At 64.5% G+C, this 23,326-nt stretch carries 27 protein-coding genes; 21 read left to right on the top strand and 6 right to left on the bottom strand.

The window, feature by feature from the left end; genetic code table 11:
* Positions 1–7: 7 nt before the first annotated feature.
* The 8 genes from ACWPWT_RS15750 (at position 8) to ACWPWT_RS15715 (ending at position 5,258) form a co-directional block, all read left to right on the top strand.
* Entirely contained in the window at positions 8–487 is a 480-nt protein-coding gene (locus ACWPWT_RS15750; protein WP_454280483.1) for a hypothetical protein, read from the top strand.
* Positions 487–813 (top strand): hypothetical protein, encoded by a 327-nt coding sequence (locus ACWPWT_RS15745; protein ID WP_454280482.1) that lies wholly within the window; start codon positions 487–489, stop codon positions 811–813. Before ACWPWT_RS15750 ends, ACWPWT_RS15745 begins: the two co-directional genes overlap by 1 nt.
* An 80-nt stretch (positions 814–893) precedes the next feature.
* Positions 894–1,133, top strand: a complete 240-nt coding sequence (locus ACWPWT_RS15740; RefSeq protein ID WP_454280481.1) for a hypothetical protein — start codon at positions 894–896, stop codon at positions 1,131–1,133.
* Between the two features lie 111 nt (positions 1,134–1,244).
* The gene (locus ACWPWT_RS15735; protein ID WP_454280480.1) at positions 1,245–1,562 is read left to right on the top strand and encodes an HK97-gp10 family putative phage morphogenesis protein; all 318 of its coding nucleotides are present in this window, start codon (positions 1,245–1,247) and stop codon (positions 1,560–1,562) included.
* A gap of 10 nt (positions 1,563–1,572) precedes the next feature.
* The gene (locus ACWPWT_RS15730; RefSeq protein WP_454280479.1) at positions 1,573–3,678 is read left to right on the top strand and encodes a hypothetical protein; all 2,106 of its coding nucleotides are present in this window, start codon (positions 1,573–1,575) and stop codon (positions 3,676–3,678) included.
* Positions 3,678–4,274: a hypothetical protein gene (locus ACWPWT_RS15725; RefSeq protein WP_454280478.1), complete on the top strand. Its 597-nt coding sequence runs from the start codon at positions 3,678–3,680 to the stop codon at positions 4,272–4,274. Before ACWPWT_RS15730 ends, ACWPWT_RS15725 begins: the two co-directional genes overlap by 1 nt.
* The gene (locus tag ACWPWT_RS15720; protein WP_454280477.1) at positions 4,274–4,843 is read left to right on the top strand and encodes a hypothetical protein; all 570 of its coding nucleotides are present in this window, start codon (positions 4,274–4,276) and stop codon (positions 4,841–4,843) included. The genes ACWPWT_RS15725 and ACWPWT_RS15720 overlap by 1 nt, the downstream gene beginning before the upstream one ends.
* Positions 4,836–5,258: a DUF6950 family protein gene (locus ACWPWT_RS15715; RefSeq protein ID WP_454280476.1), complete on the top strand. Its 423-nt coding sequence runs from the start codon at positions 4,836–4,838 to the stop codon at positions 5,256–5,258. Before ACWPWT_RS15720 ends, ACWPWT_RS15715 begins: the two co-directional genes overlap by 8 nt.
* A gap of 4 nt (positions 5,259–5,262) precedes the next feature.
* On the opposite strand, the gene ACWPWT_RS15710 is transcribed toward ACWPWT_RS15715, so the two are convergent.
* On the bottom strand, positions 5,263–5,484 hold the full coding sequence (locus tag ACWPWT_RS15710) for a type II toxin-antitoxin system HicB family antitoxin (protein ID WP_454280475.1): 222 nt from the start codon (positions 5,482–5,484) through the stop codon (positions 5,263–5,265).
* 241 nt (positions 5,485–5,725) lie between these two features.
* Positions 5,726–5,872, bottom strand: a complete 147-nt coding sequence (locus tag ACWPWT_RS15705) for a hypothetical protein (RefSeq protein WP_454280474.1) — start codon at positions 5,870–5,872, stop codon at positions 5,726–5,728.
* 121 nt (positions 5,873–5,993) lie between these two features.
* On the opposite strand from ACWPWT_RS15705, the gene ACWPWT_RS15700 reads away from it, so the two are divergent.
* Both ACWPWT_RS15700 and ACWPWT_RS15695 read left to right on the top strand, forming a co-directional pair.
* Positions 5,994–6,623: a hypothetical protein gene (locus ACWPWT_RS15700; protein ID WP_454280473.1), complete on the top strand. Its 630-nt coding sequence runs from the start codon at positions 5,994–5,996 to the stop codon at positions 6,621–6,623.
* Positions 6,624–6,889: 266 nt separating this feature from the next.
* Positions 6,890–7,738 (top strand): antA/AntB antirepressor family protein, encoded by an 849-nt coding sequence (locus tag ACWPWT_RS15695; RefSeq protein ID WP_454280472.1) that lies wholly within the window; start codon positions 6,890–6,892, stop codon positions 7,736–7,738.
* Between the two features lie 137 nt (positions 7,739–7,875).
* Here the strand turns inward: ACWPWT_RS15695 and ACWPWT_RS15690 are convergent, their stop codons facing one another.
* The gene (locus ACWPWT_RS15690) at positions 7,876–8,124 is read right to left on the bottom strand and encodes a hypothetical protein (RefSeq protein WP_454280471.1); all 249 of its coding nucleotides are present in this window, start codon (positions 8,122–8,124) and stop codon (positions 7,876–7,878) included.
* 179 nt (positions 8,125–8,303) lie between these two features.
* Between ACWPWT_RS15690 and ACWPWT_RS15685 the strand changes: the two genes are divergently transcribed.
* The 9 genes from ACWPWT_RS15685 to ACWPWT_RS15645 all read left to right on the top strand — a co-directional run bounded on the left by ACWPWT_RS15685 (position 8,304) and on the right by ACWPWT_RS15645 (position 16,437).
* Positions 8,304–10,034: a phage tail protein gene (locus ACWPWT_RS15685; protein ID WP_454280470.1), complete on the top strand. Its 1,731-nt coding sequence runs from the start codon at positions 8,304–8,306 to the stop codon at positions 10,032–10,034.
* 25 nt (positions 10,035–10,059) lie between these two features.
* On the top strand, positions 10,060–12,030 hold the full coding sequence (locus ACWPWT_RS15680; protein WP_454280469.1) for an SGNH/GDSL hydrolase family protein: 1,971 nt from the start codon (positions 10,060–10,062) through the stop codon (positions 12,028–12,030).
* Between the two features lie 55 nt (positions 12,031–12,085).
* Entirely contained in the window at positions 12,086–12,574 is a 489-nt protein-coding gene (locus ACWPWT_RS15675) for a hypothetical protein (protein ID WP_454280468.1), read from the top strand.
* A complete protein-coding gene (locus tag ACWPWT_RS15670; RefSeq protein ID WP_454280467.1) occupies positions 12,571–12,891 on the top strand; it encodes a hypothetical protein in 321 nt (106 codons plus the stop codon). Before ACWPWT_RS15675 ends, ACWPWT_RS15670 begins: the two co-directional genes overlap by 4 nt.
* Positions 12,892–12,918: 27 nt before the next feature.
* Entirely contained in the window at positions 12,919–13,422 is a 504-nt protein-coding gene (locus tag ACWPWT_RS15665; RefSeq protein WP_454280466.1) for a TIGR02594 family protein, read from the top strand.
* Positions 13,419–13,856 carry a hypothetical protein gene (locus ACWPWT_RS15660; RefSeq protein ID WP_454280465.1) on the top strand — a complete coding sequence of 146 codons (438 nt, stop codon included), beginning with the start codon at positions 13,419–13,421 and terminating at the stop codon, positions 13,854–13,856. The genes ACWPWT_RS15665 and ACWPWT_RS15660 overlap by 4 nt, the downstream gene beginning before the upstream one ends.
* A 129-nt stretch (positions 13,857–13,985) precedes the next feature.
* Positions 13,986–14,261 (top strand): spike base protein, RCAP_Rcc01079 family, encoded by a 276-nt coding sequence (locus ACWPWT_RS15655; RefSeq protein ID WP_454280464.1) that lies wholly within the window; start codon positions 13,986–13,988, stop codon positions 14,259–14,261.
* Positions 14,261–16,105 (top strand): SGNH/GDSL hydrolase family protein, encoded by a 1,845-nt coding sequence (locus ACWPWT_RS15650; RefSeq protein WP_454280463.1) that lies wholly within the window; start codon positions 14,261–14,263, stop codon positions 16,103–16,105. The genes ACWPWT_RS15655 and ACWPWT_RS15650 overlap by 1 nt, the downstream gene beginning before the upstream one ends.
* A 56-nt stretch (positions 16,106–16,161) precedes the next feature.
* A complete protein-coding gene (locus tag ACWPWT_RS15645) occupies positions 16,162–16,437 on the top strand; it encodes a hypothetical protein (protein WP_454280462.1) in 276 nt (91 codons plus the stop codon).
* A gap of 7 nt (positions 16,438–16,444) precedes the next feature.
* On the opposite strand, the gene ACWPWT_RS15640 is transcribed toward ACWPWT_RS15645, so the two are convergent.
* Both ACWPWT_RS15640 and ACWPWT_RS15635 read right to left on the bottom strand, forming a co-directional pair.
* Complete coding sequence (locus ACWPWT_RS15640) at positions 16,445–16,630, bottom strand: hypothetical protein (protein ID WP_454280461.1); 186 nt, start codon at positions 16,628–16,630, stop codon at positions 16,445–16,447.
* A gap of 792 nt (positions 16,631–17,422) precedes the next feature.
* A complete protein-coding gene (locus ACWPWT_RS15635; protein WP_454280460.1) occupies positions 17,423–18,847 on the bottom strand; it encodes a L,D-transpeptidase family protein in 1,425 nt (474 codons plus the stop codon).
* 189 nt (positions 18,848–19,036) lie between these two features.
* On the opposite strand from ACWPWT_RS15635, the gene ACWPWT_RS15630 reads away from it, so the two are divergent.
* Both ACWPWT_RS15630 and ACWPWT_RS15625 read left to right on the top strand, forming a co-directional pair.
* Positions 19,037–19,585, top strand: coding sequence for a DUF882 domain-containing protein (locus ACWPWT_RS15630; RefSeq protein ID WP_454280459.1), 549 nt, complete (start codon positions 19,037–19,039; stop codon positions 19,583–19,585).
* Between the two features lie 79 nt (positions 19,586–19,664).
* Complete coding sequence (locus ACWPWT_RS15625; RefSeq protein WP_454280458.1) at positions 19,665–20,699, top strand: DUF1206 domain-containing protein; 1,035 nt, start codon at positions 19,665–19,667, stop codon at positions 20,697–20,699.
* Positions 20,700–20,814: 115 nt separating this feature from the next.
* Here ACWPWT_RS15625 and ACWPWT_RS15620 read toward each other — a convergent pair whose 3' ends face one another.
* On the bottom strand, positions 20,815–23,262 hold the full coding sequence (locus ACWPWT_RS15620; protein WP_261270794.1) for a TonB-dependent receptor plug domain-containing protein: 2,448 nt from the start codon (positions 23,260–23,262) through the stop codon (positions 20,815–20,817).
* Positions 23,263–23,326 lie beyond the last annotated feature (64 nt).

Here is a 23,326-nt window from a genome sequence, read left to right as displayed (position 1 = left end):
ACATATCATGGCCTTGAAGCCCATTGCCGATGTGGCCGTGCCACCGGCCACCGCGTTGTCGAACGCCACCAGCGGCGACGAGACCGAACTCTATCTCAATTTTGGGAATTCTTGGGTCAGTGCAGGTGAAATCACCGATTTGCCCGACCTGCCCGGCGGCGAGCAATCGACCTATGAGTCGACGCACATGAAGTCCGGGAAGTTCAAGGAATTCAAGAAGAATAAGCGCATCGAGGGCACGGAAACGGAGATCCAGGGGAATTACTCCCTCGCCGACGGGCTAGCCAATCTGGAGCAAGCCGAGGCCTCGGTCGCTGCCGTCCCGTACCTGATCGTCCTGCGGGAAGCCGAAAAGACCTTCTATGCGACCGGTCGGGCTTTGTTCTACTCGCTTCGGCGGTCAAATCCGATGGAAGAGACGCGGAAATTCACTATTACCGCAAAATGGATGACGGCGATGACGATCACCAACGCGGAGGTGTCGTAATGGTCGCTCCGCTGGACAGCCGCGCGACGCTGGTCGCCGGCGACGAAAAGATCGAACTGCTCATGAATTTTCGCACGATCGCCCTTGCCGAAACAGAACGGCCGGACGCGATCGCGGGTGGCGGCGGAACGCTGTCAGGTATGGCGGTGCTGGTCTGGGCTTTTGCTCAACCCGCGCATCCTGACCTGACGCTCGACCAAGCGGCGATGCTCTGTCTGGAGCATGGGCCCGCCGTCGGCGCGGCGCTCGCTCAGGTGATCGCGCGGGGCGGCGCGAAGGGTGACGGTCCCGCGCGCCCTCGGAAGGCGGGTCAGTCGAAGTCCTGACCCTATTCGAGGATTGGTGCGCGGCGGGGTTCGCCCCGGACGGCTTTTGGGTTCAGTCGCCGCGCACCTTTGAAAGTGCGATGCGCGGGGCGGGCGAGCGGCGGCGCCTCGATGCAGAGCGGGATATTGGACTTGCCTATGCCACCGCGCAGTTCACCCGCGCCAAGAAGCTGGAGCCTCTGGCCCGGTACCTGCCGGTTAATCCCCGCCGTCAGACCGGCCCGCGACCCAAACTGCTCGACCAGGTCCGCGCGATCGCGCGGCGGACGGGCGGCCTTATCGAGGATATGAGCGATGCCCCGGTCGGCGCTGAGCCTTGATCTGGAAGGCGGCCCGGAATTGGAGCGCGCAATGGTCGCGCTGGGGAAGAAGGTTGCAACACGTATCGGTCGCAAGGCCGTCCGCGACCCCACTCGATTCCTCCAAGCGAAATGACGCTGGTCGCCCCCTATCTGGAGGGCGCTCGGCCCGGCCGTAGCGGCCAGTACGGGCACCTCCGCGACAACCTGAAAGTGGTGTCAGTCCGGGCCAAGACGCCTGGCCTTCTTCTGTACCGGGTCACTACCGGCAACGCGTTCTGGGGCAATTTTCTTGAATTTGGCACCGTCAACATTGCTGCGCAGCCATGGATGCGACCGGCCGTCGATCGAAACACAAGCCGCATCGTGACCATGCAAATTCAGGTGCTGAAGACCGGCATCGAGCAGGAAGCCAAGCGCGAAGCCCGACGCCGCGCGCGGGCCGCATAGGGAGAGATACATGACCGTCATCGCCTCCCTGATCACGACCTTGGGTCTGAATAGCTCGACCTTCCAGACTGGGCTGGACGACGCGACGAAGAAACTGCGCGCGACGCAGCGCTCCTTCTCCCAGGTGGGCGGTCAGCTTCAGAAGATCGGCGCGGGCCTTTCCATCGGCATCACCGCTCCAATTGCGGGTATCGGTGCGGCCATGGTCGGGTCGGCGCGCGAAATGGCCGAAGGCTTGGCCGAGATGCAGAAGGCGGCGCAACTGTCGAACGTCACGGCGGTTGAGTTTCAGCGCCTAGCCTTCGCGGCAAAGTCGGTCGGCTTCGAAAGCGACAAGCTGGCTGACGTCTATAAGGACGTAAACGACCGCGTCGGCGAATTTCTCTCGACCGGCGGTGGCGAGATGAAGGATTTCTTCCAGAACATCGCGCCGAAAGTCGGGGTCACCGCCGAAATGTTCCGCAATCTGTCGGGACCGCAGGCACTGCAGCTCTATTACAATTCGCTTCAGAAGGCCGGAGCCAATCAGCAACAGATGGTCTTCTACATGGAGGCCATGGCGGATGAGGCGAGCGCGCTGATCCCACTGCTGCAGAACAACGGCGCGGCGATGACGGAGATGGGTAGCAAGGCCGCCGTCATCACGCCGGAGGCGGCGGCTGACCTCCAGCGCTACAACGAAGCCCAGCGCCAGATGGGCGAAGCGTGGAAGCAGGTCACGATCGCGGTCGTGTCGAGTGGGTTGCTCGAAACGGTAAGCGACCTCGTCAAGACGCTGGCCGGTGTCGTAGGCGAGTTCGGAAAGGCGAATCCGGAACTGTTGAAATGGGGAGTTCTGGCCGCTGGCGCCGCGGCAGCGCTGGGGCCGGTGGTTGCCGGTGTCGGGACGATGGTGACGCTTTTCGGCGCGGCACTGCCAGTCCTGATCCCCTTCACCTCTGGTCTGCTCGGGCTGGCGGTAGCCGAGGGAACTGCCGCGACCGCGACCTATGCTTTGGGCGGCGCGGTAGCCGTGCTTGCCGCGCCGATCGCGGCCACAGTCGGCGCGATCGCGCTCGTCGTCGCCGCGGTGAACCACTGGGATGAGATCAAGGCTGTAGCGGCCCGTGTCGTGGCCTATATGCGCGACCTCTATCTCGGCGTAAAAACCTATATCGTCGATCGGCTTGCGGCAGTCTGGGGGGCGTTGCAGGAGAAAATCACGGCGGCCAAGCAATGGTTCTTTGGGCTGTACGACGCTGTGGTCGGGCATAGCTATGTCCCGGACATGGTCGACGAGATCGGCCAGCATATGGCCCGGCTGCAGGATACGCTGGTCGCCCCCGCGCGCGCCGCGACCCGGTCGGCGGCAGAAGCGTTCCAGGCGTTGCAGCAGCGCGTCGGCCCCATCCTCGACCGCCTGTTTCCGGATCAGGCGAAGATGAACCAGTTTCGCCGCGATCTGGCCGACCTCGTCGATTATGCCAAGAAGGCGGGGTGGTCGCCGGAGCAGACCAGCGAGGCTGTTGATCGCCTGCGCCGCGAGGCGGGCGTCATCAACCCTGACATCAACAAGGTCGACATTCCGACGAAGGACCCCTTCGACGTCGGCGAGATGGCCGAGGAAGCGTCGAAGGACGTCGAGCATGCATGGGAACGGGTGCAGCAGTCCAACAAGCTCACCGTCGAAAGCTTCGCCGGGATGGCGCGCGACGTCGCCGGATCACTGGGCAATCTGGTGAACAGCATCAAGTCGGGCGACTGGCTGGGCGCTTTGCAAAATGTCCTGGACGTGATCGGCCAAGTCGCCGGCATCCTGCGCGGGACCGGCGAACCGGCTGGCCGCGTCTTCTCGACGAACACGTGGGGCGGCGCCCGAGCTTTGGGCGGCCCCGTCATGCCCGGTCGCGATTATCTCGTCGGCGAGCGCGGGCCCGAAATCCTGCGCATGGGCGGGCGCAGCGGCACGATCGTGCCGAACAATCAGATCGGGGCTGGCGCGGTCGTGCAGCTGGTGGTCGGAGAGGGGCAGATGTTCGAACCACGGGTGCAGAGCATTTCGGGCGGCGTGTCGGTGGAGACCGTCACAAGCGCGGGGCGCGCGGGCGCTATGCGCAATCGTCAGACCGTTCGCTGATGGCCGTGATCGAGCTTCCCGCTTGGGCGGTGCCCAATGCGGCGGCCCCTGCCTTCATGGACTTTGGTGGCGTCCTCCGCCCTTCCACCGGGGCGGGCCTTATCCGCATTGATCGGCTGGGCTCCCGCTACCGTGCGGCGCTGTCCTTTCCCCCCTTTGATGACCCCGCGCAAGGCCGAGTGATCGTCTCCCGCCTGATCCGCGCCAAGCGGATGGGCCTGCGGGTCGAATGGCCGCTGCTGGCACCGCAGCAGATCGAGGATGCTGCGGTGGACGGTGCAAACCAGGCGGGGACGAGCATCGCGATCCGGGGCCTGACGCCGCGCCGGGCGGTACGAGAGGGTTTCTGGCTCAGCCTCGTCCGCGCTGATGGCCAGCACTTCCTGCACAATGTCGCAGGCGAGGTCATCGCCGATGGCACAGGCCGCGCCGCCCTGCCACTCTCCGAAATGCTGCGCTTTCCCTTCGCCGATGGCGACCGGGTCAAGCTGGTGCGGCCGATGATTGAGGGGCTGGTCGACGGCAACGAGCAGGCGTGGGCGCAGTCGGTCGACCAGATGGTCGATATCGAATTCACGATCGAGGAGGCTGCCTGATGGATCGCATCCTGCTCGCCGGTCTGATGAAGATGGAGTTGCCCGGCCGCACGGTCCTGCTGTGCGACGGCGGCTTCGTGCCATGGGGTGCCGAGACCTATCTATCGGTGGACGAGAAATTCGGCACGATCGCGGCATTCGAGGCACCGGAGGAAGGCGTCGGCGAGGTCATCCCGTCCGCCACGATCACGATGCTGCCGAATAGCGCCGCCTCGGCGATCGAGATTTCGCAGCCCGCCTATCAGGGATCGCGCATTCGCATGTGGGTGGCGGAGATCGACGAGGTGACCGGCCAGATCATCGGACAGCCGGACCTGCAAGCCGACTGGCAACTGGACCGCACCACCCTGCGGTCGAAGCGCGGCGACCGGCGGGTCGCGATAGATTGCGTCAGCCAGTCGCAGCGGCTGCTGGCCAAGGTGGAGGGCAACACGCTGTCCAGCGCCTTCCATTCCAGCATCTTCCCCGGCGAGCAGGGCTTCGACAATGCGACCGGGCTGGAGGCGTCCTTCGCCTGGGGCGTCGCCGCCCCGCCGCGCGGAACCGTCGCGAGCAACACCAATGCTTGACCTGGCCCGGCGCGCAGCGCTGACCGAAATCGTCGTTGCCCGATTCCGTGGACGTCCGTTCGACTGGAAGAAGCGGCGGACCTGCATCCACCTCGCCCGCGCGCAGGCCCGCGCGCTGGGCCACCGCCCTCCCCCGATCCCAGATTTCCGCTCGCCGAAGTCCGCGCGCGCCGCGCTGCGCTCGACCGGGCATGAGACGCTAGAGGCTCTGCTCGACAGCCTGTTCGTTCGCATTCCCCCGGCAGCGATGTGGGTCGGGGACTTAGCGCTGATGGCCGGGGGCGATGGGCTCGACGCGATCGTCATCGCCGCGGGAGGAAAGGTGATCGGGTACCATCAGGATCACCTCGCCGAGGGGCTGGTCAATATCGAGCTAGAGGCGACAGCGGCGTTTGTAGGCGCTTGGCGGCTCTGACCGTTTATGCGGTCAGCCGATTATACTCCTTTGCCGGAATTGGCTGGCCAAATTCGACTGCCGCTTCCAACCAGCTGGCCGCTGCATCATGGAGATTCCCAATCGCTTGGTTCTCCGTCTCGCCGTCCGTGATGCAGCCCTTGAGCGCTGGAATATACCCCACATACCCGCCGCCAAGCTCGGGCTTCAGGGGTTCGACTATGGCGTTATAACCCAGGATGTTCATGGCAGACTCCGGATTTCGGAAATCATTTCTAGCAGCAATACGATGTATACCGTTTTAACAGGAAGCCGGCGAGGCACTGTCAGGATACCATCGATTCGCCGGTGTTTGAGGTTCCAATGTGAGCCTCCCTTGGGCTTGAAACAAGAGATTCCCCAATGCTGGGCAACGGCCACAACCTCCTCGATGGTGTAATCGCCCCGCGGGTTACGGACCATCGCGTCGTATCGCTTTTTGATTTGGCTCACTGAGACAGGCCTTTCTCGACCAATCGACGGATGGCTTCGGCCCGTGATGGGAGGTCTGGCTGCTGACGCCGCCATTCGTCGATAGTGGCCAACCACTCGGGCGAAACGCGCATCTGGAACGGCTTGGTTTTATCGTCGGCCATGTAAGCCGTGTAATTACACGCTTGACGCCATGCAATAGTGAATGTAATTACATGAGTACAGACCGGAAGGAGGGTGGAGCCTCCAACCGGCCCTGACCAAACACGCGAAGGAGATCGCGCTATGGCTGACCTCGCTATTACCCGCCGCGGCATTGTCGGCGCAATGATGATCGCACCGGTTGTCGTTGCCGCCCCTGTCTCGGCGCAGATTAACTCCGACTTCGGCTCGAAGCTCGCGGCCTACCGCGCCGCTGAGCGTGCCGAACGCAATTTCGACGCCACCACCTATAAGGAGGCAAGCGAACGCTTCGACCACATGGAGGCGGCTATTCCACATCAATCTGTCGAATGGAGCGGTGGTCCAAATGCCAAATCCAAGATCTGGTCGACGGCGGACAACTGCCGGGTCAGGGAAGCGAAATACTTCCTCGACCCGAAGCACAGCCGTCCGATTGACCCGTCGCAGGCGAACTATCACGCTGCTTGTGTCGAACTGACAGCAGCCGTTGCCGCTCGGCGCGTGCTGCTGCTTCGTGCGTCGAAGGAAAGCGGGCTTGATGCCGCAGGCGCTGAAAGCGATCGACTATGCGACGTGCGATGTGCGGCCCGTGATGCTGTGGTTCATCATCCGGTCCGCTCTGCCGCCGAGCTGTCAGCGAAGATCGCAATCATCAGGGACAACGAACTTTGGGACTCTGTGGAGGTGCAGGATATCATCACCGCCGATGTTACACGCATTGCGCGGGCCTAGTCGCGACGACTGGCTGGCAGTGAGGGGGCCAAAGCCTTGACAGAAGCGCTGCCCGTCTATGAGTGTTCTTCTTCTATTCCGCCGCGATCAATGGTCGCTGGTAATCGAGGCAGGGATCTCCAGCCTCGTGGACGACCGGAAGGGCTATGGCCCTAGGAAGCTTACCCTTCCGGTCGCTCTCCCCAGCGGAGGGCGGAGGCTGTGACTGCCGCCCGCGTCGTTTTTCGGAATTTCCCGAAAAACCCACCGAGAAAGGCATCTCAATCATGCCCGAATCAACAGATACCACCGCCACCCGGATCGGTCTATCGGGTCATCTGGCCACGGCCTTCGCCTTGGAGAAACGCGACATTGGCGGCGCGCTCGTCGAAACTGTCGACGCCCGGCAACTGCACGCCTTCCTTCTCGTCGGGAAAGACTTCTCGACTTGGATGCGTGATCGCATCGAGCAGTATGATTTCATCCAGGACGTCGACTTTTGTATTTTCCCCAGTTTCGGGGAAAATTCGGGACGCGGTCGTCCGGCTCGGGAATATGCGGTCAGCCTCGACATGGCCAAAGAGCTATCAATGGTCGAGCGCAACGATCGCGGTAAGCAGGCCCGGCGCTATTTTATCGAATGCGAGCGCCGCGCTAAGGCCGCAACGAGCACGTTTCGGCCTTCCCCCGCTTCCCACTCGAAGATGGACGTAGCCCGAGAAACCCGGCTGACCTTTGGCCAGAACCTGCGGCTTGCCAAAATGATCGGCCTCAACGGCAACCAAGCCGCTCTCTCCGCCAATCGTGCTACCGTCGCGATGACGGGCATTGATACGCTTGGCCTGCTCGGCGTTACCCATATGGACGCGCCGCAGAACGAAGCGCTGCTCTCTCCATCGGATCTCGCGCGCAGGGCTGGCATCAGTTCGGCGCAAAAGGTTAATGACCGGCTATGCCAAATCGGATTGCAGATGGCGTTCCGGGATGCGCGCGGGAAGCCTTATTACGAACCGACTGATGCGGGCATTCGTGCCGGGGCGGTGATGCAAGACACCGGCAAGCACCATGGAAACGGAACCCCGATCCGCCAGCTTCGGTGGGCTGGTTCTGTTGCTGATTACCTGACCCCAAGCTGACAATCCAAATCTGGATAGTCCCAAACATGAGGGCTTTTCCTCAAATTTGAGGGAAAGCCCTTCCCCACCACCGGTGGTAAAGCCAAATCCCTCAATTTGAGGAAATTGGAGGGCGGCAGATAACCGCCGCCCTTCCCTCACCTCGCTCCGGTCGCAGCCCGTGCTGTGATCTCGTCATCGGTGAGAAACTTGATTGCGTCGCCTTCGACCTTGTTCGCCCCCCAACTCATCGCCACCACGCGCTCTCCGCCGAAGCGAGCATTGACGATTGCATCAGCGCCGATCTTTTGACCGCGCTCCCACAATTCATTCTCTAGCTTCTCCTGGCTGGCCCCTTTCGAGAATAGCGTCGCCTTTCGTACGTTCCGCTGGACATGAGCCAACACTCGATATGGCCGATCAGTAATGTCTGCGGTCGTTACCGGGACGCGAGCGCTCTTGATTTCAGCGTACGTCACCGGAGGCGGCGGTGCTGCGGGTCCTGGCGCAATGTTCTGAGCGGCCAGCACTGCGACAATTGATAGAAACAATTCGACTCTCCCCTGTTGGTGGATGGAGCATATGCATGAGCGGAGTTCTGTCTACTGTCGGCAAAGCAGCTGGCGTTGTTGCGGCTGTGTCGGGTCTGGTCGGACTCGCGCCGGTGGCGCTCGTCGCAGGCGCAGTTGCAGCGGTTGCAAACGTCGGCGCGTCATTGACCGGGTCGTCGCCCCCCGCAAAGGGCTCGGTTACCGGCATCACGGTCGGCTCGAACCAACCGATGCCCTTCTTGATCGGCGAGACCTATTATGGCGGCAGCCGGGTCCAGCAGATCGGTTACGGTCCCACGATCGACAAGGTCCCGAACCCCTATGCCCTGATTGTCGACGTCTATTCGGGCGCGGGTCCGGTGGAGGGACTGGTCGATGCCCAAGCGGACTTCGTGTCGCTGGGCATTGCGGCGATGGGCGGTGCGGCGTCAGGCTATGCCGCGGGGTTCCTGTGGGCGTCGGTTCAGAATGGCGCGATGCCCGAGGGCTCGGCGCTTCAGCCGCACTGGGCGGGCGCGCCGGGCTGGGGCGCGGGCTATCGCCTGTCGGGTTATGCGGCCATCGCGTGGTCGCTGCTCTTCGACCGCAAGGGCAAGGTTTTCGCCAGCGGCGTGCCACAGCTGGGGGCGATCTGGCGCGGGCAGAAATGCTGGGACCCGACGCTCGATTCCTCCTACCCCGGCGGCATCGGGCCGCAGCGCTGGGCCGACCCGCGCGACACGGCGGCGCACGATACGGCGCGGGGCAGCTGGACCTATACCGACAGCCCCGGCTTGGTCGCGCTGAAATATGCGCTGGGGGTCTATCACCGCGACCCGCGCGTGTCGGGCTCAACCTATCAGAAGGTCGCGGGGGTCGGTCTGCCGATCGATGGGATCATCGTCGAGGACTTCGTTCACCTCCACAATGTCTGCCAGGCCAACGGATGGCGCTGTGGCGGGGTCGTGTTCGAACCGGCCTATGGCGGTCAGTCCACCCGTTGGCAGAATCTATGCGACATGCTGGCGGCGGGCGGCGCGCAGCCGTGCTGGCGCGGCGGGCGGCTTGGGCTGAAGATCAGCGCGCCGCGCGTGGCGCTGGACATGATTACGGTCGCCGACCTGGCCGATGACGAAATCGTCGTCTCCTCCGGCTCAGGCTGGGAGGAGCGGATCAACACCATCGTTCCGAAGTGGAAATCGCGCGATCACAAATGGGAATTCATTGCCTCCACCGAGCCGGTGACGGTCGCCGCTCTGGTCGAGGTGGACGGCGAGGTAAAGCGCGCGGAGCGCCAGTATAATCTGGTGCAGGACAAGGATCAGGCAGCCGAACTGGCGGCGTATGAGCTGCTCGACCGACGGGAATTGGGCGAGATCGAGATCGTCGTGAAGCCGCGGCTGCGCCGATACGGCCCGGGCGACATGCTGATCATCGACCTGCCCGACGACGGGTTGGCGCAGCAGCCGTGCGTGATCCTGAAGCGGCAGCCGATGCCCGACCGAATGGCGTGGAAATTCACGCTGATGGGCGAGACGCCGGGCAAGCACGCTTTCGCGTTGGGCCAGACCGCCGTCGCGCCGCCTATCCCCGCGCTGCGACAGACGGCCGACCTGGACGCGGTCGCTATGCCGAATGACCCGGCCGTTGATGTCGTCGCAGGGACGGTGGAACAGCAGCAAGCTCTGATCGACCAGCAAGCCGAGCTGATTCAGCAGCAACAGACAGCGCTGACCAGCGTGACCGAGCGCGTGAGGCGACTCGAAGACGGCACACAAGAGCCCTAACCCTCAATCATCCGGAGAACATCGAATGGCAACTGCGGCCTGTCTGCCGATCGTGGCGGACCGGGCGGGCGCGTGCGTCCGCACCATCTTTTTCGAAGGGCTCGACCTCACCGGGGTGACGCTGGCGTTGGAGGCACGGCTCAACCCCGAGACGCCGGGCCCCGCGCCGATCGCGCTGGGCATGGGTGCCACCGCCAACGCGGAAGGCTTTCGGCTGGTCGACGTCACGGTTGCGGGGGGCGTCCCGACCAGTCAGGTCGTGCTGCGCATCAACGAGACCACGATGAAGGATGCGTCGAAGGTCCCTTATGCGGGGGAGCTGGGGTCGTCGTCGGTGCTCTATTACGACCTGATCGGCACCTTCGGTCAGGACAAACGACGGCTGGTCTATGGCACTCTGTCGGCGTTGCCGACCGTCTACGGGATGGACGCCGCGCCGGCGAGCCGCCCGCCGGGCGGTAGTGGGGCGGCATCGGCGGGTGGTGCTTGGTCGAACGCGAGGGCGATTTTTTCGAATGACGATGTCCGCGTGTCGATTGATGGCGCGGATTTGGTCGGCCGGATCGCAGCCGGGGTGCAGGATGCGGCGGATCTGGTGAGCAGTGCAGCCGCTGGCTATGCACTGCTCGTCCCGTCCGCCCAGGGCGCCACGGTGAACGACTGGGTTCTAACGCTGCCGGCCGGCATTGCGCTGTACGATGGGATCGCCCTGCAATTTGATGCCCCTTCCACACCGGACGCGGTAGCGACTGGGGCGAACGACGGAATCCGCATTCTGATCGGCGGGGCCAATCGCGGCCTGTATTTCACGCACGGACCCGCCGTGGATGCCGCTGCCCAGATCCAGCAGCCCTGGCGGGTCTATATCCACTATTATGCGGCCGGGAATGTCTTCATCTTCGACCGGACCAGCCGGGAAACGCTGGAGATCATCGAGCTTAAGGAGCGGCTGACCCGCGACATGGCTGTCCAGACGGCTGGCGCCGATGACGCGCGCTTTAAGCTGACCGACTATCCGACGGCAAGCACGCTGATCAACACGCCGACCGCGCGCCGTGTGGTCCGGCCGATCGCCTCGACCCTGAACGCGGAAACGGCCGCACATCGGTTCTCGTGCCCCGGTCTGCGAGAATCGGTCGGCATCAATCCGGGGCCGAACGGTGGGCGCTTCGAGTGGAGGTTGCGGTTCCCCGGCCTATCGCCGTCGGGGGGCGTCGAACCCATGCTGGTCGAGGTGATGGTCAACGGCGTCTCGCGTATTACGATCGCCTCGCCAGTCGAGCATGACGAGGTGGGCTATGTGACGGTCGGAGTCGACCTTGCCCCATCGACCAATCACTTGCTCACCCTCATGTGGCCTTATGGCTGGGCTATGGAGGTGATCGAGCGCCGCTATCCTGCCGCCTCCATCATAGGCGGCACCCCCACGAGGCCCACGCGCACCATCCAATTCTGTGGCGATAGCACGTCGATGCCGTTCTATTCGGAGAGGCCGAGCCGCACCTGGTGGTACAAGGTCGCAGACCGCTTCAACTCGAAGGTCGCGCACAATGGATATGGCGGCGATTTCATCCTCGCCCAGCGCGGCCGCCAGTATGCACAGCAGGCCGCCGACCTGCATATCCTGCTAGCAGGCGTCAACAACGCGACCAGCCAATTCACCCTTCAGAGCACACGTGATGAAGCGCGCGGGCTGGTCCAGAATTTCCTGGCCGTTCAGCCCAATGCGAGCATCCTGGTGCTCGGCTTTCTCTATCAGACGGCGCTCGACAGCGGCGGCCTTCCGATCAGCGGGGACCAATATCGCGCGGCGATCCAGGCGGGGGTCGCGGACGCCAATGGCGGGGCGAGCGTGCGGTTCGTCAACGCCAAGGGCGCGATCCCGAATAATCCGTCCTCGCTGAAGGACGGCACGCATCCCACCGATGCGATGCAGCAGGCGATCGCCGATTTCGTGATCGCGGCGGTGGCCGACTTTCGGCCGGACCTCGCTTAACCCCAGGAGTGACATCGATGGATAATGCAAGCTTCGCGGCCGGTGCGGTCGCGAAATGACCGCGCTCGGCCATATCGTCAGCACGGCGACCATATGGTGGCTGATGCTGACGGGAGCGCGCTTCGGTGTCGCGTCCGTCCAATGGCTGGGGCCCGCGCGCCGGGCGCTCTGGCAGTTGCTTCGCTGCCGCGAGCCCGGCCGGGAGCAATGCCGCGCCGAGTTCCGCGCGACGATCGAGCGGCTTCACGTCGACCTGCGCGACGCGATGACCGCGCCATGGTCCGCCTCGCTGTTGTTCGTCGGTTCCGCGTTGATCGGCTTCGGGTTCACCTTCGGGTGTGCGGGCGACATGGCGAAGCTCGTCTCTCGTTCGCCCGAGACCTGGCAGACCTTCGACGTGGTCACCGACTGCATCGCGGCAGCGATGGCCGTAACCGGCATGGCTTTCGTCCAGGCCGTCACCGCCTCGCATCGCACCGTCAGCCTCATGGTGTCGATCGGGCTTGTATTCACGGGGCTTGGAATAGGGGTGGTGACGCTGTGAAGGGCTGGCAGCACTATGGCATCGGCGTCTTCGCCGTTGCAGCGGGGCAGTGGCTGCGCATCGGTCAGAAGATAGAGGCCAAGCAGCCGGTAAGCTGGCGCGACATTGCCGTTCTCATCTCGCTGCTGCCCGCCTTCGGCGCGATCGGCGGCGCGGCGGCGCAACACTTCGGATGGCCGCTATGGGCCTATCTGACCGTCTCGGTTTCGTCGGGATGGCTGGGCTTCGGCGCAATGAAATTCGTGCTGGGGGCGGCGCGGACGATCATCGGGACGGTCGCGGGCATGGCGACCGCCAAGGATAAGCCGGAGGCCTGACGCCTCCCCAACAAAAGGAAATCGATGATGACCGAACCAACGTGGCTCACCGCCGCGCGGGCGAAGCTTGGCGTGCGCGAAACGCCCGGTCCCGCGAACAATCCGACCATCATGGGCTGGGCCAAGGCCATCCCGGTCAAGGTGCTTGGCATCGCCTTCAACGGTGATGCGACCCCTTGGTGCGGACTTTTCGCCGCGAAGTGTGTCGCCGAGGCGGGCCTGACGCCGCCCCCGATCGCGATCCGGGCGAAGTCTTGGGCGACCTGGGGCAAGCCGATCGCGGCCGACGCGCTGGCGCCGGGCGCGGTGCTGGTCTTCGAGCGCGAGGGCGGCGGGCACGTCGGCTTCTATGTCGGCGAGGATGACACGGCGTATCGGGTGCTGGGCGGCAATCAGAGCGATGCCGTGACCACCACCCGCATTGCGAAGGCCCGTTGCGTCGCCTGGCGCTGGCCCGCTGGCCTGCCCGTGATCGGCAAGCCGGTGCGCCTGTCCGCATCGGGGCAGCCTCTATCGGTCAACGAGGCGTGACCACGCTTGCCTTGCTCCGCCGGTTCTGGCCCGCGCTGATCGTGCTGGCCATGGGCCTGTGGGTCGCGCGGCTCGATCGACTCCGCGCCGACTATCGCCAGACGCTGACCAACGAACGGGCAGCCTGGTCTGCGGCGATCGCGGAGACGGACAACGCGCGCCTTGCCGATGAAGCCCGGTTTGCCCAGCAACAGGCGGCGGCGGCCCAGACCTATGCGGCCTCCCTCGCCGCCCGCCAGCCCCTCATCATCCATTCGAAAGACACGGTGACCCGCTATGCGCAAACTGATGCTGGTCGCGCTCTGTGCCGCGACGCTGACCGGGTGCGCGACATCGACGCGCTCGATGCCGCACTCGCCCGAGATCCCGCCACCGCCAGCCGCAGCGGGGGAGCCGTGCCGACCGACGGCACAGCATCGCCAGCCGGACGGTAGCGCCACGGCGGCCGACGACGACGCGACCATCCGCGACGGACGGTTCGACCTGGCCGACTGCGAGGCCAAGCGCCGGCTTCTCTGGGACGCATGGCCCACCAATTCCCCGATCCCTCGAAAGGACTGACCATGGCTGACGTATTTTCTTCCTCGGCGGACACGGTATCCAGCCCCGCCACGCGCGCCGCCGCGATCACCCCAAGCGACACCGCAGATCTGCCTGACATCCCGAAGGGTGTCTATGTCGGGACGGGCGGCGATATCACGATGATCGGCGTTGGCGCCCCCGCCTCCGCCACCGGAATAACCTGGAAGAACGTGCCGGCAGGCTCGCTTATTCCTTTCCGTCCGCGTCGCATCCTCGCGAACGGCACCACCGCTTCGAACATGCTGGGGCTCTACTGATGCCGGGCCTCGGCATAGGCCTGAGCCTTGGTCTGGGCGGTAGCGGCGGCGGCGGCCCGGGGTTGGCAGCCAGCAAGACCACCTATTACAACACGATATCGCAGGGCGCGTTGATTGCGTCCCTGACCGATCCATTCGGGACGGGGGCGACTTATGCCGTTGTTGGTAGCGCGCCTGCGCAGCTTGCGCTGGCGTCGGGTGGTCGCATTGTCGCGGGAATGGGGGCGCAGGCCGTAGGGCAGGCATACACAATCGTCATTCGAGCGACCAAGGGGCAGCGAGCCGTCGAAGAGCCGTTGACCTTCACCGCTATCGCCGATCCGCTGGAAACGCCTGTAACAGATGCGCAGCGCTATATGTTCTGGGCAACGCGGGCGCGGTTCCCGTCCGGTTCGCTGGTGACGGCTGCTTCGGCGACCAATTACGTCATGACGCGGATCGTCCTCGCCTCGACCGTTCACACCGTCACCAACCCCCGGTTCCACTTTTCGGGCTTCGCCTCGACCGAGGGGAGCGCCAGTCCGCAGGAAACCGTATTGCCCGGCAATGCCATGGTGATCGATGGCGCGTGGATCAGCGTGAATGGGGCGGCCCCGGTGGCGCTGACATTTGGCGGCGCGGCAGGCGTATCGATCGCGAGCGGGAATATCGGCGCATGGACTGATGAGCCGACGATCACCATCCCGCGCGAAGCCAGCGTGGCGATTTACACGCTCTACCATACGGCGGCAGGCGAGAAGCAAATCCCGGTCTATCGCATCCAGACCGCGCGTGGCGAACGGGTATGGGGCGCGACCGACGCGGCGACGCTTACCCCGATGTTGAACGCGCCCGCGACGGCATCGACGGCATCGCTCGATACCGGCTTTGGTCAATCCATGCCCGCCTATTATGGGCCGGACATGACGGTCGCTCGGGGCTGGGATGGCCGCCCGGTCGTGCTGGGTGTCGTGGACAGCATCGGTGAGTCGCGACAGGAGTTTGCCGCGGAGGCCGACACGCGCGGAAATCTTGGCTGGCTCCGCCGCTGGCTCGACAAGGACGATCAGACCTATCGCCGGGTGCCCTTCATGATGATGGGTATGCCGGGGGCCGGGTCGGCTCGCGAGCTCAACATTAATGCCACGCTTCGCTGGCAGATTCTCGACCAGGCGGCGGCTTTCAATACGAGTTCCGCCCTGCCGTTCACGATCGCCGTCGACCAGCTCGGACAGAACGACGTAAATTCGACCTATGCCACGATGCAGAACAACTGGTCTGGCTTCGTGGATCGGTTCAAGCAGCGCTATTCCGGCATCAAGGTCGTCGCGACGGGCGTGCTGCCCCGCACCACCTCGACCAACGGCTGGACCGCACGCGATGGTCAGGCGGCATCCCAATACAACGAATGGTCCTCGACCACGAACGGATGGGGCAACGGCTTCAAATGGCAGTTGGAGGCGTACAAGGAGGCTGGCGGCGGCAGCCGTCTGGCGGGCTACATCAGCACCAAGCCATTCTGGTACGATGCTGCCTATCCCGGCACCTGGCCTGCGGCAGCCGACACCTACACGCTGGCGGCCCAAGCGGGAACGGACGGCACGGCGACCTACACGACGATCCAGACGGCAACAGCGCCGAGGATCGGAGACCTTCTGTATGGCGGTGGCGTATCGTTGCAGGTGCAGGCGGTAACCGGCAGCGGGCCGTTTACCGTCACGGTGCCGTCTACTGCGACCGTCGTCCCTAGCGGGACCGCGATGCGACCACAGGGCAGCCCTGACGGGGTCCACCCCCTGCCATCGTCTGTCCAGGCGATCGTTGCGGCCATCCCGCAATCGCAAAAGTCGCTGCTGGCCGCATGAGCGAGCCTTGCCCCTGCTGTGGTATAGATCGGCCGGACCGTGTGGAGCGGTTCGGCTTGGCCGTGCAGCGTGATCCAGGGGCGGTCTATTGGAAGGGTGTCCGCCATCACCGGCCGCCCGGCGAGGTGGAAACGCTATACCACCTCGTTCGGCGCGGTCGGGCCTCGCATCTCAGCCTAGCCATGCTGACGGTAGGAGAGGATGCCGAAACGGACGTGGCCAAGGTGCGGATATGCCGACTGCGGCGCTGGCTGCGCACTCTGGGCGGCGAGGTGACGATCACCACCGAGCGCGGCTGGGGCTATGTGCTGGAACTGGCGCAGGGCGTTTAACGTCCGGTCACGCCAATAAGGCCAGTCGCGCCGACACTGCCATTTCCCGGAACTTGGCTTGCCAGAATGGGCTCGCCTCGCTCCACGGCGTTGCGATCTCGAACTCGCCCATACGACTGTCCCATAGCTTCTCGGCGAGATATTCGATCAGCGCCTGATCGTCATTGCTTGTGCACAGGCGGCAGCGGGCCATCGCGAATCTCTTGCCAAGTTGTTCCTGTTACGTTCCATAGCATGATGCGCCGTCATCATCGAATCGTCGTCGAGCTATCTGTCCAGGTCCTGCGGCAGGCGATGATCGATAGCGGCGAGCGTCGGTGCGATACGATCCCGGTCCGCCTCGCCCTTCGCTGCCTTCTGCCCCACTGCCCTGAGCGCTGGCCGTTGACGACCTTTTGGGAATCCGCCGGGCAAGCGAATGAGATCGGGCGCGCTCAGGGCGTGACGGCGGCGTTCAACGGGATCGTGCGCCAGCTGCGCCGCTCAGGGGTATGGCGCGATCAGGACCACCCTGCGACATAGCGTAACGCGCCCCAGCCACAGGCAATCAGGCCGGAGACGGTCAGAACGGCGAAGCCCCCGAGCTCCAGCCACACCCCTACCCGCTCCCATCGGCTGGGCGGCGACTCGTCACGCGGGTGCATAGGAAGCGGGTCAGATCGGCGATCACGGCGCATTGGGCGACCTCGGCGAGGGGCGAGCACTCGACGCTATCAGCGCTTGGCCCGTCCCGCCAGCACCGTGGAGGTGTGGCGGACGAATCGCCTTTGGTCCGTCGATCATCTATACTGGTGGCGCAACCGTAGCGGCTAAAACAGCATAGGGGTATAAGTCGGGGTATTGCCACGAACCGGACGGTAAAAAGGCGCGCTTTTTAGCCATTCTTGCCGCATGTTGAGGCGGTCACCTCTTCCGCCATCAAGGGACCGCGACGCCACCGACGTCGCGATCACCCGGCCCGGTAAACTACGACCTGCACATCACGTTACGGCCCGACGTCCGCGGCGCCGGTCTTGGCGCGCAGGGCCTTGCCCGCCTGGAAGCCCAAGGCGGATCCAATACGGTCATCCCAGCCGTAGGGATCGTTGCGAACGATCGGTTCTCCGTCATCTTCGAACAGAACCGTCTGATAGAGCAGTCGCACCGGGATCTGGCGGGGCAGCTTGACGAAGGTCTCCTTGCCCGTTTCGCGAGCGCGGTGCCATTCGTCGACCACGCCTTCATCCTTGGCCAGCATCTCGGCAAAGCCCAGCGCATCGTCGACGCGGACGCAACCATGGCTACGCTGCCGCTGGACAAGCCCAAACAACGTCTTGGCGGGCGTGTCGTGAAGATAGATGGCGTGGTCGTTCTGCATGTCGAACTTGACCAGACCCAGCGAGTTTTTCGGCCCCGGCTGCTGCACGATCCAACCGTCCTTCCAGACCATGTTGTTCGCCTTCAGGTAACCGGGACCCTTCTTGGCGATGTCCTTTTCCTGGATCGAGCGGGGAACGGTCCAGGTCGGGTTGGCGACCAGTCTGAAGATGGGGGAGCCGAGCTGCGGCGTCTCGGTATCCGGTTCGCCCACGATCACCTTGCGGCTGTCGACGATCTTTCCATCGCGCCAATAGGTCAGCCGGGCCGCCGCGATATTGACGTCGATCCGGGTCTCGGGCGGCGTGCGTTCCAGCCAACGCAGCCGCTCCATCGCGACCGCGATCGCGCGCCCGCGGTCTGCGTCCGACATGTTGAGGATGGCCAGCGCCTCGGCACCGATAATGCCGTCCGGCTTCATCCCGTAATCCGCCTGCATCTGGCGGACCGCCGCGACGATAGGCGGCGCGTAGCTATTCCCAAGCGCGGCGTTGCGCGGCAGATAATCGAGGATCACCAACTCGCGCGTGATCGCGGGCAGCCTGGGGTCGGTCGCGCCCGGCTTGATCGCCTCACCGCTATCAGCAATCGGAGCTGGCGAATTCTGTGGCCGGGGCTCGCGCGCAATCTTGAGATAGGCGGCCGAAAGCTTCTTATAGTTGGCGTCCTGCGGTGCGAGGCCGTTGAGCCATCCGCTGAGGTCGCCGGACTTGAGCGCGCCAGCCAGCCCGGCCTTCAGGTCCGGCGAGGGCCTCGGCACCGTATAGACTTCATAGAGCTTGGTTAGATCGGTCGCGCCCCGCGCCAGTGCCGCAGCGAAACGCAGCGCCTGTTCGGTCAGCGTGGCCTCGTCTCCAGCGCCAATGTCGAACGGCATGTGGTCAAGCCCATGCGCCGCACGGTCATCGATGGCCTGACGCAATTGCCCCTTGGTCTTGTCGCTCCACTGGGCGGGACCCGCTTGTTCCTGTGCGGTGGCTGTCGCGTTCTGGTCCGACGCGCTCTGTCCGCTACACCCTGCCAGCATCATGGCCAGCACCAACGATGTCCCCATCCGCATCTGCACAGGTCACTCCCTCATCTTTGATCAATAACGCATCGAAGCGAAGTCAGGTCCCGGCCGATCGCCGTTCGCGATCCGGTAAGTCGTTGTCTTCACGCGACGAAGCATGGATCCAAGTCAGGAAGTGGCAACCATCTTACTGTAAAGCTGCGATTTCCTCTTCTCGACCGGACCATGCATTTGTCTCATTCCCTGTATTCGCGCCGTGATCTGATGGGCGGCGGGACGGCCGCTTTGGTGATGGCCGCACTGTCGGAACGGGTTTCCGCCCGGACGCCCGAACGGCGGCTTTCGCTGATCAATGCTAATACCCGCGAACGCTGCGACGTGTGCTTCTTCGCCGATGGACGGTACCGCGCCGATGGGCTCGCCGAGTTGAACCACGCGATGCGCGACTGGCGGACCGGGGCGACACGGACGATGGATCCCAGGCTGCTCGATCTGCTCGTCCATCTGCGCGACCGTCTGGACGTCGCTCCCAACAAGCCCCTGCGGCTCGTCTCCGGCTATCGCAGTCCCAAGACCAATGGAGCGATGCACGCGCGGTCGCACGGAGTCGCCAGCAAGAGCCAGCATATGCTGGGCAAGGCGACCGACATCGCCATCCCCGGCGTCCCGCTCAATCGCCTGCGCGATGCGGCCCTGTCGCTGCGCGGGGGTGGCGTCGGATATTATCCACATGACGGCTTCGTCCATGTCGATACCGGACCCATCCGCCACTGGAGCTAAGCAGATAGTCGCCGGTCCGTTCCAGACGCGGAACGGACCGGCCACCTCGCGGTTGTGTCCTCCAAATCAAGGAGATGACATGAACGCCAACGCGCGCCTGACCAATTTGACGCGGATCGGCTTCGCGACGCGCGGACTGCTCTACATCGTCATCGCCACGCTCATCCTGCGCACCGGCCGCGCCGAGGACCCCAGCGGCGCATTGGAGTATCTGGGCCGGGGCGGCGGGCAGTTCCTCCTGGGCATCATGGCGGCCGCTCTGGTCGCCTATGGTATCTGGCGGATCGCGGATGCCACGCTCGACATCGAACGGCATGGCTCCGACCGGAAGGGGCTGGCCGAACGCACAGGCGCCGGGGTCAGCGGGATCGTGCACCTGTTCCTGGCGTGGCAGGCGATCCAATTGATGCGCGGTGCCGCCCTGTCCGGTGACGGCACGCGCGAAGGTGCCGAAACCGCGCTTAAATGGCCGGGCGGCTGGGCGCTTCTGCTCGTCGGGGCGGCCGTCCTGTTGCTGCTGGGCGCCATACAGTTGGTGAAGGCGGCGAAGGGATCGTTCCTGCGCTATCTGGAACCCCATGTGGCGCGCCGCGCTTGGGTGATGTGGAGCGGCCGCGCGGGCTATGCGGCGCGCGGGCTGGTCTTCCTGATCAGCGGCTATCTGCTGGTGAAGGCCGGTATGGAGGAGCAGGCGCGCGACGCCGGGGGCATGGCGCATGTCCTGTCATGGCTGACGAACCCGTTCGACCTGATCGTCGGGGCCGGATTGCTGGGGTTCGGACTGTTCAGTCTGGTCGAGGCTCGCTACAGGTCCTGCATGACGTGCCGGTCGACGATATGGTGCGACGGGCGACCAGTTTCCGCTAACGTTCAGCACGGTCGCCCCTTGGGAGCGCGCGCTGGATCGTCTATTAGGCGCCATGGATTTCGATCAGTTGCTCGTCCGCTTCTTCGGCACCGAAGAGATTGCCGACCTCGCCCCGGAACAGCTCGCCGCCGGTATCGAGCGTCTGCGACTGCAATTCGGGCTGGAGCGCGACGGCGGTCGCCGCTTCGCGCTGTGGTGCCTGGCCTATATGCTGGGCGCGGCGCCCGATCTCAAGGATGCCTTTGAGGACGAAACGGACCGCGAAGCCGCGCGCGACTTCATGGATACGATCGACCGGGAAATGGAAGAGGACGACTGACGGATCAGTCGTCCTCCCATCGTCAAGCCGGACTGGCCAGGTTCACCAGTTCAAACCGGCCCGTGCATAGACATAGCGTCCATTGAACCCGAAGGGCGAGAAATAGGGGAAGCCCAGAACGCCGGTCGAGTTGTTCGCGATCGGCGTCGCGCGGGGGTAGACGTCGAACAGATTGCTCACGCCGAGCCCGATCTGTGCCCCCTTGCGAGCGGTGTAGCGAAGTTCGAGATCGGTGATCGCGCGATTGCCGGTCAGGACGTCGGCACTGGGCGTCGTGCCCGGCTGGTTGACGTTTCCATAATAGGTCACGCGCGCCAACGCGCCCAACTGGTCGAGCGACCAGTCGATCGTGCCCGTCACCTTCTCACCCGGCGTCCCCTCCTCCAGCGTCAGGATACGGCTGCGTGCAAACAGGGTCGGCGCGGGGTTCAGCGTCGCGGTCGAGGTGGGCACGCGGGTCACCTCGATCGTGTTGACGTTGCCCGCCAGCGTGAAATCGAAGCTGCCCGCATTGTCGGTGCGGAGGCGATAATGCGCCACCGCGTCGATGCCCTTGGTCGTGCTCGCCAGCCCGTTGATGAAGAAGCGCGCCGCCGAGACGTTATAGGGCGACAGCAGCGCCGCGACCTGCGGGCTGGCCGCGGCCTGGATATTCTCCGACAGGCCGATCTGATTGCGGATATGGATGCGATAGGCATCGATCGTCAGGTCGAAGCCGCCAGCCCGGATCACCGTGCCGACCGACAGGTTGGTCGACTTCTCGGGCTCCAGCGGCAGACCACCCAGCGCTGTCCCCACCTCGCTTACCGAAGGGAAGGTGCCGGTGAGGATCGGCACGCCATTGGTCACGACCGAGGCGATCTGCGTGAAATATTGCTGTTGCAGCGACGGCGCGCGGAAGCCGGTCGAGGCGGTGCCGCGAAGCGCGAACCAGTCCGCCACGTCATAGCGCGCCGAGACCTTGCCCGTGGCGGTCGAGCCGAAGTCGGAATAATCTTCGCCGCGCCCAGCCAGACCGATCAACAGCTTGTCGGTTACCTGCGCCTCGACGTCCAGATAGATGCTGCCGCTGTGCCGGTTCCGCTTGGTGGCGTTGGCCGGACTGAATCCGCCAAAGCCCTGCGCCCCCGGCGACGCGCCCGCTACCGCGCCGGTGGTCGGATACCCGTAGGAAGCCTGCTCGCCCGGCGTGATCTTGTAACCTTCGCGACGCCCCTCGATGCCAAAGGCGACGTTCAGCGACTGGAACACGTCAAACTTGCGGGTTACGTCCAGCCCGGCGACATATTGGTCATAGGCGACCTGACCGTCATAGAAATTCTTCGGCGTCGCCGCGCCATAGGCATAGTTGGCCGAATTGAGCGTCCGGAAATCAACCGTGTTGCGACCATAGCTGAGCGACAGATCGACATTATAGCCGCCGAAATCGCCGCGCAGGCCCACCGCCGAATTGATGTCCTTCGTCTTGGTGTTGATGATCGGCAGGAAGCCGTTGGGATAGCCCGCCAGCGTCGTCGATGCATTGGCGTTGCGCGGGAAGGCCGCACCGCGCGTGTCGCGGTCCTGATAACCGCCAAAGGCATAGAGGCTGACATTGTCGGTCAGCGAGGTGCCCGCATTCACGAACCCGGTGAACTGCTCGACCTCGGGGTCGCCATAACGGCCGGTGATGCGGTTGGGGGTAACGCGGCGATCGATATCGGCGCGGTTGGTCGGCTGGCGCTTGGTATATTCGCCCGAGACGGTGATGAAGCCGTCGCTGCCAAAGCCGATGCCCTGCCAGGCGGAGGCGGTGACGACCGGTTCGCCATTGACATGGCGGCTGTTGGCGGCGGTATCGACCTGGGTGTTGTAGAAGCCATAGGTCACCGACGCGCCGCCACCCGAACGAGCCTCGCGCAGACGCAGATTGACGACGCCCGCGATCGCGTCCGATCCATATTGGGCCGACGCACCGTCGCGCAGCACCTCGATCCGGTCGAGCGCCACGGTCGGGATGGTATTCAAATCGACTGCCGCCGATCCGCGTCCGACCGTGCCGTTGGTGTTGAGATTGGCGGAGGTGTGGCCGCGAATGCCGTTGATCAGGACCAGGGTCTGATCCGGGGACAGGCCGCGCAGCGTCGCCGGGCGGATCGCGTCGGTCGCATCATTGGCCGAGGGACGCGGGAAGTCGATCGAGGGAGCCACCGCCGCCAGCGCCGAGGCCAGTTCGGTGGTCCCCTGCCGCTGAAGACTGGCGCCGCTCAGCACGTCGACCGGCGACACGCTGTCCAGCCGGGTACGGCCCTCGGTGCGCGTGCCGGTAACGATGATGTCGTTACCCTCGTCCGCCGTCGTCGCGGCACCTGCGGCCGGCGCGGTCTGTGCGGCCTGATCCTCGGCCTGGCTCTGCGGCGAAGAGGACGTCGCCGTCTGCGCATAAGCGGTCTGCGCCGCGAGCGTCAGTAGCGAAACCCCGAGAAGGGCGATGGTGCGACCCTGAGTCATTCCCTGAAATCCTTGTACTGGCCCGGCTGTTGCCGATGGGCGGGTTTGCCCCGTCTGATCCGCG

Source organism: Sphingomonas sp. Marseille-Q8236, assembly GCF_965112005.1.
Note: the sequence above shows the minus strand (reverse complement) of the source record. Positions and strands in the feature narration are given on the sequence as shown.